The following is a 14,468-nucleotide window of genomic DNA, read 5'->3' as shown; positions in this document are numbered from 1 at the left end:
TGTCGCACCCGAGTCGCTTTCGTGGCGACTGAGGGCATATTGCGGGGAAATCACCGCCAAACTAACTCCGCCGTGCGGGGCGCGTCGCGCGGGATTCGGCCAGGTGCCCCACGGCCAGGACGGCCCCGGGCTCACGGCTCGCGGCGTTCCGGCGGCGGGGTGCCGGGTGACAGACTCTGCGTGTGCCGCTGACTTTCGACGATCTCCTCGGCCGGGCCCGTGCCCTGCCCCGTGCCGGGCGGCGCGCCGTCCTCGGTCTCGCGGGCGGTCCCGGCGCGGGCAAGACGACGCTCGCCGAACACCTGGTCCGGGCGCTGAACGGGGACGGCGAGGCGTGGGCCGCGCACGTCCCCATGGACGGTTTCCACCTGGCGGACGCCGAGCTGGACCGGCTCGGCCGCCGGGACCGCAAGGGCGCCCCGGACACCTTCGACGCGGCCGGGTACGCGGCCCTGCTGCGGCGGCTGCGCGAGGACCCGTACGACGAGGTGGTGTACGCACCCGGCTTCGAGCGTGTCCTGGAGCAGCCCCTGGCGGGCGCCGTGCCGGTGCCGCCGACGGCCCGGCTGGTCGTGACGGAGGGCAACTACCTGCTGCTGGACGACGGCCCCTGGGCGCGGGTGCGGGCGCAACTGGACGAGGTGTGGTTCTGCGAGCTCGACGAGGAGGAGCGCGTCCGGCGGCTGATCGCCCGGCACGAGGAGTTCGGCAAGTCCCCCGACGAGGCGGTGGCCTGGGTGCTCGGCACCGACCAGCGCAACGCCGATCTGGTCGCCGCGACCCGGGACCGCGCCGACCTGGTGGTGCCGGCGGCGGCGCTGCCGCGCCTGGACGCCCGTACCTGAGAGTATGCCGGGATGAACCCCGGCCGGTCGCGAGCCGTATCCGTCGGTGCGACGGAAGGCGGCGGATGATGGCGCGCACAGCGCAGCCGGTGACGGCGGCCCCGGCGGCGTCCGCCGTGGCCGGGGCGCGGCCGGCGGGGCGGCGGTGGCTCGTGCCGGTCGTCGTGGGCGTGCTCCTCGTACAGATGGCGTTCGCCATGGTGTGGACGGCCGTACGGCAGACGCCGACGATCGACGAGCCCGTGTACGTCGGGACGGCCGTGGTCCAGCTGCGCGAGCACAGCCTGCGTTTCAATCCCGAGCACCCGCCGCTGGGCAAGCTGGTCGTCGGCGTGGGCGTGGCGCTCGCCGATCCGCGCCTGGACGCCGGGTTCACCGGCGATCAGGGCGCGCTGGGGCGGCGCCTGCTGTACGAGTCCGGGAACGACCCGTGGCGGCTGATGCTGTGGGCGCGCCTCCCGGTGATCGCGCTGACGCTGCTGTTCGGCCTCGTGGTGTTCGCCTTCGCCCGGGAACTCGCCGGTGCGGGCGCGGGGTTGACGGCCCTCGCCCTCTACGCCTTCTCCCCCGACGTCGTCGCGCACGGCTCGCTGGCGACGCTGGACGTGCCCGCTGCGGGTTTCGTGCTGACGTCGGTGTGGCTGCTGTGGCGGGCGCGGAACCGGCCCCGGTGGTGTCTGCCGCTCGCCGGGGTGGCGCTGGGGGCGGCGCTGGCCACGAAGATGAGCACGCTGCCCGCGGTGCCCGTGCTGCTGGGTCTGGCCGCCTGGGCGGCACTGCGCACGGTGTCCGGTGACCGGGCGTCCGGTGACCGCCGGCGCGCGTGGGCGCGGGCCTGCGCGGGTGCGGGTGTCGTCGCGCTGGTGGCCGTCGCCGTCGTGTGGGCCGCGTATCTGGTGGTCGATCCGCGGCTGCGCTGGGCGCCGCAGCAGGCGGTGCCCCACGTGACCGGGGTGCGGGGGCTGCTGGTGGAGGCGCTGCCCTTCCCGGAGCCGTACCGGGACGGGATGCGTGTGCAGTTCGGCCTGGAGAGGCTGCCGTGGCAGGGCTTCCTGTTCGGCCGGCTCTACACCGGCTCGCTCTGGTACTACCTGCCGGCCGCGCTGCTGGTGAAGACGCCGCTGGGCGCGCTCGCGCTGTGGGCCGCCGGCGCGGTCGCGGCGGTGGCGGTGCGGCGGCTGCGGCCCGCGGCGCCGTATCTGCTCGCCGCGCCGGCGGTGCTGCTGGTGGCGGCGATGCAGGGTTCGAGGGACTTCGGGACCCGGTACGCGGTCTTCGTGCCGATGTTCCTGGCCGTGGCGGCGGGCGGGGTCCTCGTGACGGCGGCGCGCAGGCGCTGGGTGCCGGTCGTGACGGGTGCGCTGGTGCTGTGCGTGGCGGTGAGCTCGCTGCGCGCGTTTCCCTTCTATCTGCCGTACTCCAACGAGGCGTTCGGCGGCCCGGCGAAGACGCGGCTGCGGCTGCACGACTCCAACGTGGACTGGGGCCAGGACCTCGGTCGCCTCGCCGAGCGGCTGCGCGAGCAGCACCGGGGCGAGCGGGTCTGGCTCGTCTACAAGGGCAGCGGAGTGCCGTCGTACTACGGCATCGACGCGGCCGACCCCCGCGAGGTGCCCGCCCGTCAGGTGCGGGGGCTGCTGGTGGTGTCGGACTCGGCGGCCGCCAAGGCGACGGGCCGGCTGGCCGCGCTGCTCGCCGGCAGCCGCCGGGTCGGCGACGTGGGGCACTCGATCTCGCTCTACCGCCGCTGACGTCCGCCCGTCACGCGCGGCCCGGGTCCGGTAGGCCGTCCGCGCTGACGTGGGACATGACGGCGCTGGTCACGCGGTAGCGGCCGTTGGGCACGTGCGGGGAGCTCGTGACGTGCACGGTGAGGGGTCCCGGCCAGGTGTAGCCCTTGCGTTCGCCGTGCCGGGCCAGGCTGTCGGTGAGTTCCTGGCCCACCCGCCCGCCGTGGCGCACCAGTTCGTCGTGCACGCCGGGGTGCAGTTCGACGGCGTACACGTTGGGGGCCATCTTCCGGCCCTCGCCGCACACCAGGGCGTTGCTGTCGCACTCCTCCCGGAGCGCGTCGAGGAGTTCGACGGGCTCCTTGTCCAGGAGGCGGGCCCACAGGGCCTCCCATCGGTCCTCAAGCGCCTGTTCCAGCGCGGTGAGCGCGCTCATGTGGTGGTCTCCTGCCGCTGTCGTCCGCCTCGCGGCTCCCGTCGCACGGGAGCCGGTCACTTGTTCTCGTCGTAGTCGTCGGGCCGCACCCGGGCCTCCTCCAGCGCCTCGCGCAGGGTGCGGCCGGTGGCGCCGGGCGGACGGTTCGCGTCCTCGTCGCGCCCCTGGCCGCGCCGGTCGCGGCGGTCGTCCAGGACCTCGTCGGTGGTGTCGGTCTTCGCCCGGTTCTCCTCGGGGACCGTCATGGCGGTGGCTCCTTCCGGCGTCGTACGCGGATCTTCCCGGCGCCGGGTTCCCGCCCGGCCCGCGCCTATCCCCGGCCTTCCCCGCCGACGCCCCGACCGGGCCGGACGCCCGGGCCACCGCCCCTGGCCGACACGGTCGGTGAGCTATGTTGAACGCTGTGGGAGACGAAGGAGGCGCACCGGTGCCATCGCCGCAGCAGGCACGCGCACAGGCATCCGCGATCACCTCGGGACGGACGGCGCCCGAGGCGGAGCCCTCCCCCACCTCCCAGCTGCGCGGCCTGTTCGACCGGCCCCGGCTCTCCCCGGGCCAGCGGCGCATCGCGCAGTACCTCATCGAGCACATCACCGAGGCGGCGTTCCTGTCGATCACGGACCTCGCGGAGCGCGTCGGCGTGAGCCAGCCGTCGGTGACGCGGTTCGCGTCGGCGGTCGGCTTCAGCGGCTATCCCGCGCTGCGGGAGCGGCTCCAGGCGATCGCGCTCGGCACGCTCGCGGGCGGGCCCGGCGAGGAGAACCGCGCCAACGAACTGCAGGCGGCCGTCGACGCCGAGATCGAGAACCTGGAGAACCTGCGCCGCGACTTCGCCGACCCGGACCGGGTCATCGACGTCGGCCGCGAGCTGTCCGCCTCCATGCCGCTGACGGTGCTGGGCCTGCGCATCTCCGTGTCGCTCGCCGAGTACTTCGCCTACGCCGCCCGCCGCATCCACCCCGACGTACGGCTCGTCACGCAGGGCGGCACGGTCGCCTACGACGCGCTGCTGCAGTCCCGGGAGGCGGGCGGCACCTGGGTGCTGGCGTTCTCGCTGCCCCGGCACGCCCACGAGACGCTGGGCGCGGTCCGGGTCGCGCGGCGGGCCGGGCTCAAGGTCGCCCTGATCACCGACCTGGCGCTCGGCCCGGTCGTGGACGAGGCCGACGTCACCTTCGCCACCGGGACCGGCTCACGGCTGGTCTTCGACTCCTACGCGGCGCCGGGCGTGATGTGCGCGGCGCTGCTCCAGGCCATGACCGACGCCGATCCGGAGCGGACGCAGGCCCGGCTCGAGGAGTACGAGCAGGTCGCCGACGAGCACCAGTTCTTCCTCAAGGACTGAGCCGCTTCGCGCCAAGGGCCGGGCGGGCGCGGGCCGTTGAGCTCCGGTGGGGTGTCACCGTACGGGCCCGCGCGGAGAGCGGTCCGTTCACAGCACGCATGAATGTTTTCATACTCCTTGCCAAGTCAACGGCATATATAAATACTGCTCACGCTGCACGAGCACCCGCCGCCGACTCCCACCCGCCCAGGCGCCCCGGGTGCCCGACCGGGCCATCGCCTGCGCGAGAGCCCGTGGCGGCCCCGGTCATCCCCTAGGCCGGGGCCGCCCCCACCCCGTCGCACCCCGACGAGCCGCACCACCGGAAGCGATGATCATGCCTCTGACGTCCACGCGTGTCAGCCCGGACTGGCCCTGCCAGGTCAAGACCCCCGGCAGCTACGACTGGGAACGCTCGGCGGCCAGGTGGCTGCGCGAGCTGGTGCCCGCGCGCTACGGCGGCTACCCCGCCCTGATCCGCCACCCCGTGCTGCTCGCCCGGCACGCGCAGATCCAGGTGGAGCACGAGATCCGGGTGGCCCGCACCGCGCTCCGGACCGCGCGGGCCGACCTGCCCCGGCTGGGCCTGCACGAGTCCGTGATCGAACACACGATCAAGTTGTATGCCGCCGAGGTCCTGCACCTGCAGCACATCGCACGCAGCGTCCGGGCCGTCGCACGGGCGTTGGCGGAGCAGGGATCCGGCCGCTGAACGGCGCGTTCCGCCTCCGGCGCCGGAGGGCGTTTTCGACCGTGACGTGCCCACTCGGGGAAGATTACGTGTGGGTAAGCCGGTCATCGAACCGACGTGCGTGTGCGATGCTCAACCCGTGACAAGCGAGCCCACCAGCCCGATCGAGCCCGGCGTCGCCCCGGACACGATCGCGCTGGCCAAGGTGGTCGCCAGGCAGCGCGCCGAGATGGAACGGCTGCGCGACCTGGCGGCGACGTCGGCCGTCCTCGAACGGGCGGTGGGCGCCGTGATGGCCGCGAGCAGCTGCTCCCCGGACGCGGCACGGGAGACGCTCGCCCAGCGGGCCAAGGCGGCGCGCCGGACCCTGCTGGAGGAGTGCTGGATCGCGCTCGGCAGCCTCGTGCCCCCACTGGCCGGGGAGCAGGCGGCCGCGTCCCCCGGCCTCGAGACCCTCGCGCAGGCCGCGACGGCCGCCGCGTCGGACATGCCCGGTGAGGCCTCCTCCCCCGACGACGTCGCCGCCGCCCTGGGCCGCCTCGGGCGGGCCCTGGTACGGGTCGGCGGGGTGCAGGAGCTCGCGGAGTGCCTGCTGGAGCACCTCGCGCCGGACACCGGCGCCGACACCGTCGTGCTCTACGCCCGCCGGCCCTCCGGCGGGCTGGAGCTCGTCGCACACGCCGGTCTCGGCGACACCCACGCCGAGGCGTGGCGTCACGTTCCGCCGCTGGCCGGCTTCCCGCCGTTCGACGCCCTCGGGGACCGCGAGCCGTGCTGGCTGGAGGACACCGGCACCGGCCGCGCCGGCCACCGGTCGCCCGTCGACCAGCCGCCGTGGCACCACCGCTCCCAGGCCTGGCTGCCGGTGCCGAGCGTGAACGCGGACGACGTGTGCGTCGGCGTGCTCCACCCCCGTTCCGGCGCCTTCACCCCCCGCAGCCGCGAGCACCTGCGCGGCGCCGCGCTGCTCTGCTCGGGCCCGCTGCGCCTGTTCGGCCCCGGCCGGGACGAGTCCGGCGCCGCCCGGACCGCCGAGGCCTCCCTGCGGACCGTGTTCGACGCGCTGCCGGTCGCGGCGCTGCTGCTGACGCCGCTGCGCTCACCGGCGGGACGCGTCGAGGACTTCCGCATCGACGCCGCGACCGCGCAGGCCGGCGACATCGTGGGCCACGCCCGCGACGAGCTGGCCGGACGGCGGCTGCTGGAGTGCTGCCCGGCCATGGGGCGCGAGTCCGTGTGGCGGGGCTGCCTGCGCACCCTGTCCACCGGTGAGCCCTTCGAGGGCGCCCCGTTCGCCCACCAGGAGATCGTCGCGGGCGTCGCGGAGCTGTCCACGTACGCGGTCCGGGTGACGCGGCTGGACGACCGGCTGGTCGTCACCTGGCTGCGGCAGGACGCCTCCGACCTCCAGGAACAGCGGCTGGCGGATCTTCAGCGGCTGGGCAGCCTCGGCTGGGCGAACTGGAACCTGGTCACGCAGGAGGCGGCCTGGTCGTCGCAGGTCTTCACGCTCTTCGGCCGGGAACCCGCGCACGGTCCGGTCCGCCTCGCCGAACTGTCCAGTCTGGCGCTGCCCGAGGACGCGCCCGCGCTCGCGCGAGCCGTCGAGCGGCTCCTGGAGGAGGGCCGGCCGCTCGACCTGCCGGTTCGCGTCCGAGCGGCCGGCGCCGTGCGGCACCTGCGGGTCGTCGCCGAGGCCGTCGAGGACCTGAGCGGCACGCCCGTCGAGGTGCACGGCGTCGTGCAGGACCTGACGGCCCGGCGCCGGGTGGAGCTGGCCCTGGTCGAGAGCGAGCGGGCCATCCTCTCCCAGCACGACGTACTGCGCGCCGAACGCACACTGGCGGCCCGCCTCCAGCACGCGCTGCTGCCGTTGCCGAAGCGGTCGATGCGGCTCTCCGGTCTGCACGTCGACGTCGCCTACCTGCCCGCGCAGGCGGGCGTCAACGTCGGCGGCGACTGGTTCTCGGCGATCGAACTGTCGGAGAAGGAAGCCCTGTTCGTCGTCGGCGACGTCGCCGGACACGGCATCGACGCCGTCGCCACCATGGCCCAGCTGCGGTTCACCGCCAAGGGCATGGTCATCACGGGCTCGTCCCTGACCGGCGCGCTGGCCCGCCTCAACACGCTGCTGCTGCACTCCCACGACTCGCACGGCACGGCCACCATGGTCCTCGCCCGCTACCAGCCCGAGGGGCGCCGGCTGGTCTGGGCGCAGGCCGGTCACCCGCCGCCGCTGCTGCTGCGCGACGGCGAGGCGCGCTATCTCGACCGGCCGCGCGGGGTGCTGCTCGGGGCGAGTGCCACACCGGTCTTCGAGGAGGGCGAGTGCCTCCTGAGACCGGGCGACCGGGTGCTGATGTTCACGGACGGCCTGGTCGAGCGGCCCGAGGAACCCATAGACCGGGGCATGGAGCGGCTCGCCCGGGTCGTCGAGGCGCACGGGCACCACACCGGCTCGCCGCTGGACCCCGTGCTCGCGGCGATGCTCGAAGAGGAGCGGCGCGACGACGTGTGCGTGCTCGACATCCGGGTGCCGCTCGACGATCCGGCCGACGCGCGGCCCCAGTAGGCGTACCGCCCAAGACGCACCGCCGGCCCGGCCGCGGCCCGGTTCCGCCGATTCGGCCCCGGCCCGCCCGGCCGGAAGGCCGTCAGTCGACGGGGTGGCCGGGCGCGATGTCCTGGGCGTCCGCCAGGCGCAGCAGCGTGCCGCCGCCGGTCTCCCGCTCGCCCCACTCGACGGGGTCGAGGACGAACCCGATGTGGTCCCCGCCCCCGGCGCGCAGCACGACCCGGCCGACGAACCAGGCCGCGGCGTCCTCCAGCACGACGGCCCCGCCGTACGCCTCCCGCCACGCGACCCGGGCCAGCTTGTCCTCCCGGTCGCCGGTGCGTGCGCCGAACAGCTCGGCCAGGTCGCGCTGTTCACGCGTGAGGAGGTGGACGGCCAGCACGTCCGCGGAACGGGCCACCCGGTAGGTGTGGTTGACCTCGGACAGCCACACCACGAACCGCACGGGGTCGAGGGAGCACTGCGAGGCGAACCCGACCAGGCAGCCGCCGCGCTCACCGCCCGCCGAGGCCGTGACCACGCACATGTCGGGGTTCAGCCGCCGTGTGAACGCGTCCAGGTCCGCCATGCCCTGTGCCGTCCCCTCTCCGGTGCCGGGCGCGTCCTTCCAGCTCACCACAGCGCCGGCGGCCGTGCCATCCCGGCCCGTACGCGCGGTCAGCCCGCCGCGAGGAAGCCGTGCAGGGAGGCGGTCAGCGCGGCGACGAAGGCGTCCCGCCGCGTGTCGTCGAGGGCGTCGAGCGACAGGTAGGGGTTGAGGTCCTCCAGCTCGACCAGCAGCAGTTCGCCGTCGGGAGCGCGGCAGGCGTCGACCCGCTGGACGCCGTGGTCGATGGTGTTCCAGTCGATGAAGCGGCGGGCGAACTCCAGGTCGGCGGCGGTGGCTTCGTAGGGCCGCAGCTCCCAGCGCCGGGCGGGGTCGGGGGCGTACAGGGCGTACTGGAAGTCGTGGTCGACGAAGTAGAAGGAGACCTCGTAGGCGAAGTCGACGCGCGGCTGGACGAGGACCTCGCCGCGCACCTCGTCGCGGACCCGGTCGGCGGGGACGATCCGCAGGCCGATGGAGTCGGCGCCCAGCTTCGGCTTGACGACGTAGTGGCCGGCCGCGGGCAGCAGGTGCAGGTCCTCGGCGCGGTCGACGGTGGGGATGACGGGGTGTCCCGCGGCGGTGAGGTCGAGCAGGTACTGCTTGCCCGCCATGTCGGCGCGGCCCGTGAGCTGGTTGTAGACGCGGGTGCCGCGCTCGGCCGCACGCGCGCGGAACGCGTCGTACGCCTCCTGGTACTCCAGTACGGGGCCGCTGTTGCGCACGACCACGGCGTCGAAGGCGTCCATGAGGGCGGCTGCGTCCCGGGGGTGGCACAGGGCGAGGTCGACGTGCTCGCGCAGCCGGGAGGTCAGGAAGATGTCCTCGTCGCAGTAGCGGCGCCCGCGGGCCGGATAGGCCAGGTCGGTGACGTACAGGACACGGGGGCGGGCGTGCGGCATGCGGGGCTCCTCGGCGGCGACTGGGGAAGATCGTATGCGAGGCCCGCGGCCCCGGCTCCGGCGCCTGCCGAGCCCGGTAGGGTACTCAGTTCCCTGTTCCCGCAGCACCGAGTGCCATCGCGGCCGTGCGGGTGCTACGTTCCGTTCATGAGCTCCAGCAGTGCGGCGCCCCGCCGCGGCGAGAAGGCGGAGGCGGCGGCCGCGAAGCCGCCCATGCGGGACGCGCTGGTCGCGGCGGCCTTCCGGCTGTTCCTGGAGCGCGGCTACGAACAGACCACGGTGGACGACATCGTGGCGCTCGCCGGGGTCGGACGGCGGTCGTTCTTCCGCTACTTCCCCTCCAAGGAGGACGTGGTCTTCCCCGACCACGAGCGGTGCCTGGCGGACATGACGGCGTTCCTCGCGTCCGGCGGCGACGAGCGCGAGCCGGTGCGCCGGGTCTGCGAGGCGGCCCGGCTGGTGCTGGGCATGTACGCCGAGAACCCGTCCTTCTCGGTGCAGCGCTACCGCCTCACCAAGCGGGTCCCCGGGCTGCGGGCGTACGAGCTGTCGGTGGTGTGGCGCTACGAGCGCGCCCTCGCCGAGTACCTGCGCGGGCGGTTCGCCGGCCAGCCCGACGGCACGCTCCAGGCGGACGTGATCGCGGCGGCGGTGGTCGCGGCGCACAACAACGCCCTGCGGTCCTGGCTGCGTTCGGACGGCAAGGGCGACGCGAGCGCCGCGTTCGACCACGCGGTGGGGTACGTACGGTCGGCGTTCGGCGGTCCGGCCGTGCCGCCCGCCGACGAGCGGCCGCAGGACGTGGTGGTCGTGGTGTCGCGGCGCGGGGCTCCGCTGTGGCGGGTCGTCCAGGAGATCGAGACCACCCTCGCGCGGGACTGAGCGGGGCCCGTGCGGGCGATTACGGCCACAATGGGGTACGCAGTGCCTTTACGCCTGGCACTCAGTGCCATACTCTGATGCCGTGCGCGGTGGCACGGCGAACCGGGCACGCGCGTGCCCGGGTGTCCGCGCACGCGGCATTCCGGCCGAGTGCAGGGAGTTGACAGCGTGTACCACCACTCAGGAAGCGCCACTCAGCAGGCAGCCGGCTCCGCCACGGGCGTCCTCGCACCCGGGGGCCCGGACAAGGACGCGATCCTCTTCCAGCGCTGCGCCTGGTGCGGCACCGCCATGTACCACCGGCTGCTGTGTCCGGTGTGCCGGGGCAGCGACCTGCGCACGGAGCGCAGCGAGGGCACGGGCACGGTCCGCCACTCCACGGTGGTGCACCGCAACTCCCCCGCCGCGCGCAATGTGTCGCTGATCGAGATGACCGAGGGCTTCGTCGTGCGGGGCCGGGTCATGGGCCCGCCCGTCGGCATCCACAGCGGTGACCGGGTGCGGCTGTCCACCGCCAAGGACCCGGTGCGGGGCGAGCCGGTCTTCCAGCTCGTGGACGAGCCGTACCGCGCCTGGACCTGACGGGCCCGCGGCGTCTCAGCCGGTGAGGGTGACCCTGATGCCGACGGTGCCGCCGAGTCCGCGGCGCAGCCTGCTGCCGAGCAGGGTGAGGCGACCGACGAGGCCGTACTTGCGGGCGAGGAGCCGGCGGTAGCGGGCGACCGTGGCCGCGTCGACGATCTCGGCGGTGGCCGGGAGTTGCTCGCCGGTCGGGTTGCCGCGCAGGTCGCAGGGGCCGGCGAGGACGTCGGCACGGGCCCGGATCCGCTTCACCTTCCACGAGTCGGCGACCGTCCAGACGCCGAGCGAGTCGCCGTCGCGCACCACCCACACCGGCGTGGCGACCGGCGTGCCGTTCTTGCGGTAGCTGGTGAGGAGCAGGTACTTCCCGGCAGCGAGCCGGTCGAGCGACGCGTCGTCCATGACGGGCAGTCTAGGCACACGCGGACGCCGGAGCGCATCGCGTGGATCGAGGAGACCGCGCGGCGGGCCGGCGTCGCCCCGGCCGGGGTGCGGCTGGTGGCGGCGCGGGACGATCCCGGGGTCCAACTCGCGGACTCCTCGCGGGGATCGCCCGCAAGATCACCTCCGACGAGCTGAACGGACGCGGCGACGAGCGGCTCACCGCCCTGCTGCGGCCGTACGCGGGGGACGCGGCCCTGTGGGGCGACGCGCGCGGTCGGGCGGCGATCCGGCCGGGGACGGAAGGCGCCGAAGACTCGTCAGAGATCAACTCGCGGGTCTAAATTGCTCTTTGTCCGCGCACGTCACCACCCCGGGAGTCCCCGTGACCGACACCCCGTCGGCCGAGCAGCACGCCCAGCAGCCGCTGCTCGACCGCATCAACACCTCCCAGCCGCACACGGCCCGCATCTGGAACTACTGGCTCGACGGCAAGGACAACTACGAGGTCGACCGCGCGGCCGGCGACCAGATACGCCAACTGCACCCGGGCATCGGTGAGTACGCCCGCGCCGACCGGCTCTTCCTCGGGCGGGCCGTGCGCCACCTCGTCGCCGAGGCCGGGATCCGCCAGTTCCTCGACATCGGCACCGGCCTGCCCACCGCCGACAACACGCACGAGGTCGCGCAGAAGATCGCGCCGGAGTCCCGCATCGTCTACGTCGACAACGACCCGCTGGTGCTCACCCACGCCCGCGCGCTGCTCACCAGCACGCCCGAGGGCGCCACGGACTACCTGGACGAGGACCTGCGCAACGTCGACGCGATCCTCGAACACGCGGCGCGGACCCTGGACTTCACGAAGCCGGTCGCGCTGATGCTGCTCGGCGTGGTCATCTTCCTCCGCGACGACGAGGACCCCTACGGCGTGGTGCGGCAGTTGCTGGACGCCCTGCCGTCGGGCAGCCACCTGGTGCTGTCGCACACCATCACCAGCCCGGCGATGCCCGACGTGGACGAGGCGGTCAAGTTCTGGAACGAGCACGGCACTCCGAAGCTGACGCAGCGCAGGCCCGAGGACGTCGTCCGGTTCTTCGACGGTCTGGAGCTGCTGGAGCCGGGCGTCGCGTCCTGCTCCCGCTGGCGTCCGGAGCCCGAGGACGGGCCGGAGCCTGCCGAGGTGGCGATGTTCTGCGGAGTGGGCCGCAAGAGCTGACGCGCTGCCGGGCGCGGTGAACGCGCCCGGCCCGGGCCCCGTATGGAGGGAGGGCGCTCGACTCCGAGAGCGCGCCGCGGTGCCGAGGCGCCGCTGTTCGGGCCCGGGAGTCAGGCATGAGGCACGCACGACGACGTACCGTCCGGCGAGTGACGCGGCTGGCGGCCGTCGGCGGGCTCCTGCTCGGCACGGTGATGATGACCCGTGCCGTGGCGAGCGAGCCGCCCGGCCCGTCGGCCGCGCCGCGCACGGACGCCCGCACGGACGCCCGCACCACGGCCGGCGCGGACGTCGTGACGCGGCTCGGCGTGTCCCGTACGGCGGGCAGCTGGATCGGTGCCGACGGACGGCCGGTCGTCGCGGTCACCGACCGGGAGGGGGCGGCCGAGGTGCGGCGGGCGGGCGTCGAGGCGCGGCTCGTGCGGCACAGCATGCGCGATCTGCGGGCGGCCACGGCGACGCTGCGGGCGGCGCCACGGGTGGCCGGGACGGCGTGGGCGGTGGACTACCGGAACAACCGGGTGGTGGTCCGCGGCGACCGCACGGTCTCCGCGTCCGACTGGTCCCGGCTGACCGGTGTCGCCGAGGGCATCGGCGGGTTCGTGCGCATGGAGCGCACCGAGGGCGCCTTCACGACCCGGCTGAACGGCGCGCGCCCGATCCTGTCCACGGCGGGGCGCTGCTCGGCGGGGTTCAACGTGACCGACGGGCGCGACGACTTCATCCTCACGGCGGGGCACTGCGGCCCGGACGGCTCGGTGTGGTTCGCGGACGGCCGGGGTGAGCGGCGGGTGGGCACGACGGTGGCCGGGAGCTTCCCGGGCGACGACTTCTCCCTCGTGAAGTACGACGGCGGCGAGGCCGGCGAGGGCGCGGACGTGGTGGCCGTCGGCGGCGGCGAGGGCGTGCGGATCACGGGGGCGGGCGACGCGTCCGTGGGGCAGCGCGTGTTCCGCAGCGGCAGCACGACCGGGCTGCGGGCGGGGCGGGTGACGGCGGTGGACGCGACGGTCAACTACCCGGAGGGCACGGTCTCCGGCCTGATCGAGACGGACGTGTGTGCCGAGCCCGGGGACAGCGGCGGCCCGTTGTTCTCCGAGGGTGTCGCGCTGGGCGTGACGTCGGGCGGCAACGGCGACTGCGCGAAGGGCGGCACGACGTTCTTCCAGCCGGTGACGAAGGCGATGGCGGCCCTGGGTGTGCGCTTGATCGTGGGCTCCCCCGGCGGCGACTCGGGGGGCGGCGCCTCGTCCGCGCCGTCGAGCCCGCAGGGTGCCGCCCTTCCGGGCGGTGCGGTGCCGGGCCCGTCGGCGCCGGTCACGGACGGTACGGACGTCTCGGCGCTGCTGTCGCGGCTCACGGACCGCCGGAACGCCGGCCCTGGCCTGCTGGTCGTCGCGGGCAGCCTGGTCGCCCTCGTGGCGACGCGCTGGATCAGGGTGGAGCGGGACCGCGACCGCTATCGCCGGTACTACTCGGCGACGTGGGGCTGATCAGCCGAGGGTGAGCAGGACGGTGGCCGTCCCGGCGCCCGCCAGCCCCAGGGCCTGCCACCGGGTGAGGCGCTCGTCGAGGAGGGCGAGGCCGAGGACGACGGGCAGGGCCGGGTAGAGGGAGGCGAGGACCACGGCGACCGCGAGCAACTGCCGCTGGGCGGCGAGCAGATAGAGGATCAGGCCGAGGGCGGCGCCCGCGCCGATGACGAGGGCCTCGGCACAGCGCCGGGGCGGCAGACGCAGGCTCCGGTGGTGGCGTGCCGCGCCCGGCAGCAGCAGGAGCACGGCGGCGACGCGTCCGGCGGCGACGGGCCACAGTCCGCTGCCGGCCGCGGCCTGGCCGAGGGCGACGTACTGCACGGCGACGCCCGCGCTCGCGACCAGTCCGTCGGTGATCTCGGAGCGCGGTCCCGTCGAGCCGCCGGACACCAGCCACAGGGCGGGCACGGTGAGGGCGATGCCCGTCCAGGCGAGGGCGCCGGGGCGGTCGCCGAGCAGGACGACGCCGCAGAGCACGGACAGCGCGACGCCGGTGACGGCGCTCAAAGGCACGACGACGCTCATGGCGCCCCGGCTCAGCCCTCGATTGAGGGCCAGCATGGCGGTGCCGCTGCCGAGGCCGGACAGCGCGCCCCACAGCAGGTCGGCGGGGCGCACGGCGTCGGCCTGCACGAGAAGGGCGGCCAGGCAGGCGAGCAGGAGCCCGCCGACCTGGCCGAGGAAGGTGACGGCCGCGTAGGGGACGCGTCTGGACAGCAGTCCGCCGGCGAAGTCGACGATGCCGTAGCAGACGGCCGAGGCCAGTGCGAGGAGGGCACCCAT

The 14,468-nt window shown here is 74.6% G+C and carries 15 protein-coding genes; 9 read left to right on the top strand and 6 right to left on the bottom strand.

Translation table 11 applies throughout. The features are described from left to right. Positions 1-182 precede the first annotated feature (182 nt). On the top strand, positions 183-845 hold the full coding sequence (locus ACZ7D7_RS09350; RefSeq protein WP_470823367.1) for a nucleoside/nucleotide kinase family protein: 663 nt from the start codon (positions 183-185) through the stop codon (positions 843-845). 65 nt (positions 846-910) lie between these two features. Further along, the gene (locus tag ACZ7D7_RS09345) at positions 911-2,596 is read left to right on the top strand and encodes an ArnT family glycosyltransferase (RefSeq protein ID WP_470823366.1); all 1,686 of its coding nucleotides are present in this window, start codon (positions 911-913) and stop codon (positions 2,594-2,596) included. A 10-nt stretch (positions 2,597-2,606) separates the two neighbouring features. Here ACZ7D7_RS09345 and ACZ7D7_RS09340 read toward each other — a convergent pair whose 3' ends face one another. Next, the gene (locus ACZ7D7_RS09340) at positions 2,607-3,011 is read right to left on the bottom strand and encodes a DUF3662 domain-containing protein (RefSeq protein ID WP_470823365.1); all 405 of its coding nucleotides are present in this window, start codon (positions 3,009-3,011) and stop codon (positions 2,607-2,609) included. Between the two features lie 56 nt (positions 3,012-3,067). After that, the gene (locus ACZ7D7_RS09335; protein ID WP_470823364.1) at positions 3,068-3,256 is read right to left on the bottom strand and encodes a hypothetical protein; all 189 of its coding nucleotides are present in this window, start codon (positions 3,254-3,256) and stop codon (positions 3,068-3,070) included. A gap of 182 nt (positions 3,257-3,438) precedes the next feature. On the opposite strand from ACZ7D7_RS09335, the gene ACZ7D7_RS09330 reads away from it, so the two are divergent. The 3 genes from ACZ7D7_RS09330 (at position 3,439) to ACZ7D7_RS09320 (ending at position 7,598) form a co-directional block, all read left to right on the top strand. Beyond that, complete coding sequence (locus ACZ7D7_RS09330) at positions 3,439-4,356, top strand: MurR/RpiR family transcriptional regulator (RefSeq protein ID WP_470823363.1); 918 nt, start codon at positions 3,439-3,441, stop codon at positions 4,354-4,356. A gap of 310 nt (positions 4,357-4,666) precedes the next feature. Then, positions 4,667-5,047, top strand: coding sequence for a hypothetical protein (locus tag ACZ7D7_RS09325; protein WP_470823362.1), 381 nt, complete (start codon positions 4,667-4,669; stop codon positions 5,045-5,047). Positions 5,048-5,255: 208 nt separating this feature from the next. Further along, a complete protein-coding gene (locus tag ACZ7D7_RS09320) occupies positions 5,256-7,598 on the top strand; it encodes a PP2C family protein-serine/threonine phosphatase (protein ID WP_470823696.1) in 2,343 nt (780 codons plus the stop codon). An 82-nt stretch (positions 7,599-7,680) separates the two neighbouring features. Here the strand turns inward: ACZ7D7_RS09320 and ACZ7D7_RS09315 are convergent, their stop codons facing one another. Together ACZ7D7_RS09315 and ACZ7D7_RS09310 are read right to left on the bottom strand one after the other, a co-directional pair. Further along, positions 7,681-8,169, bottom strand: a complete 489-nt coding sequence (locus ACZ7D7_RS09315; RefSeq protein WP_470823694.1) for a flavin reductase family protein — start codon at positions 8,167-8,169, stop codon at positions 7,681-7,683. A gap of 89 nt (positions 8,170-8,258) precedes the next feature. Then, positions 8,259-9,089 carry an ATP-grasp domain-containing protein gene (locus ACZ7D7_RS09310; RefSeq protein ID WP_470823361.1) on the bottom strand — a complete coding sequence of 277 codons (831 nt, stop codon included), beginning with the start codon at positions 9,087-9,089 and terminating at the stop codon, positions 8,259-8,261. A gap of 147 nt (positions 9,090-9,236) precedes the next feature. Between ACZ7D7_RS09310 and ACZ7D7_RS09305 the strand changes: the two genes are divergently transcribed. Together ACZ7D7_RS09305 and ACZ7D7_RS09300 are read left to right on the top strand one after the other, a co-directional pair. Beyond that, positions 9,237-9,971: a TetR family transcriptional regulator gene (locus ACZ7D7_RS09305; protein WP_470823360.1), complete on the top strand. Its 735-nt coding sequence runs from the start codon at positions 9,237-9,239 to the stop codon at positions 9,969-9,971. 168 nt (positions 9,972-10,139) lie between these two features. Further along, positions 10,140-10,553, top strand: a complete 414-nt coding sequence (locus tag ACZ7D7_RS09300; protein ID WP_470823359.1) for a Zn-ribbon domain-containing OB-fold protein — start codon at positions 10,140-10,142, stop codon at positions 10,551-10,553. A gap of 15 nt (positions 10,554-10,568) precedes the next feature. Here the strand turns inward: ACZ7D7_RS09300 and ACZ7D7_RS09295 are convergent, their stop codons facing one another. Then, on the bottom strand, positions 10,569-10,955 hold the full coding sequence (locus tag ACZ7D7_RS09295) for a PPOX class F420-dependent oxidoreductase (RefSeq protein ID WP_470823358.1): 387 nt from the start codon (positions 10,953-10,955) through the stop codon (positions 10,569-10,571). A gap of 364 nt (positions 10,956-11,319) precedes the next feature. On the opposite strand from ACZ7D7_RS09295, the gene ACZ7D7_RS09290 reads away from it, so the two are divergent. After that, positions 11,320-12,150, top strand: coding sequence for an SAM-dependent methyltransferase (locus tag ACZ7D7_RS09290; protein ID WP_470823357.1), 831 nt, complete (start codon positions 11,320-11,322; stop codon positions 12,148-12,150). Between the two features lie 116 nt (positions 12,151-12,266). Further along, positions 12,267-13,643, top strand: coding sequence for a S1 family peptidase (locus ACZ7D7_RS09285; RefSeq protein ID WP_470823356.1), 1,377 nt, complete (start codon positions 12,267-12,269; stop codon positions 13,641-13,643). Here ACZ7D7_RS09285 and ACZ7D7_RS09280 read toward each other — a convergent pair whose 3' ends face one another. Further along, a complete protein-coding gene (locus ACZ7D7_RS09280; protein WP_470823355.1) occupies positions 13,644-14,468 on the bottom strand; it encodes an EamA family transporter in 825 nt (274 codons plus the stop codon).

It is taken from the genome of Streptomyces sp. NPDC037054 (genome assembly GCF_055606745.1).
This window is presented reverse-complemented; position numbering and strand designations above follow the sequence as displayed.

Coding starts and splice junctions, on each gene's coding strand:
- ACZ7D7_RS09345 (WP_470823366.1), top strand. CDS start 911: ATGATGGCGCGCACAGCGCAGCCGGTGACGGCGGCCCCGGCGGCGTCC.
- ACZ7D7_RS09340 (WP_470823365.1), bottom strand. CDS start 3,011: ATGAGCGCGCTCACCGCGCTGGAACAGGCGCTTGAGGACCGATGGGAG.
- ACZ7D7_RS09335 (WP_470823364.1), bottom strand. CDS start 3,256: ATGACGGTCCCCGAGGAGAACCGGGCGAAGACCGACACCACCGACGAG.
- ACZ7D7_RS09325 (WP_470823362.1), top strand. CDS start 4,667: ATGATCATGCCTCTGACGTCCACGCGTGTCAGCCCGGACTGGCCCTGC.
- ACZ7D7_RS09320 (WP_470823696.1), top strand. CDS start 5,256: ATGGAACGGCTGCGCGACCTGGCGGCGACGTCGGCCGTCCTCGAACGG.
- ACZ7D7_RS09315 (WP_470823694.1), bottom strand. CDS start 8,169: ATGGCGGACCTGGACGCGTTCACACGGCGGCTGAACCCCGACATGTGC.
- ACZ7D7_RS09310 (WP_470823361.1), bottom strand. CDS start 9,089: ATGCCGCACGCCCGCCCCCGTGTCCTGTACGTCACCGACCTGGCCTAT.
- ACZ7D7_RS09305 (WP_470823360.1), top strand. CDS start 9,237: ATGAGCTCCAGCAGTGCGGCGCCCCGCCGCGGCGAGAAGGCGGAGGCG.
- ACZ7D7_RS09295 (WP_470823358.1), bottom strand. CDS start 10,955: ATGGACGACGCGTCGCTCGACCGGCTCGCTGCCGGGAAGTACCTGCTC.
- ACZ7D7_RS09285 (WP_470823356.1), top strand. CDS start 12,267: ATGAGGCACGCACGACGACGTACCGTCCGGCGAGTGACGCGGCTGGCG.
- ACZ7D7_RS09280 (WP_470823355.1), bottom strand. CDS start 14,468: ATGGGTGCCCTCCTCGCACTGGCCTCGGCCGTCTGCTACGGCATCGTC.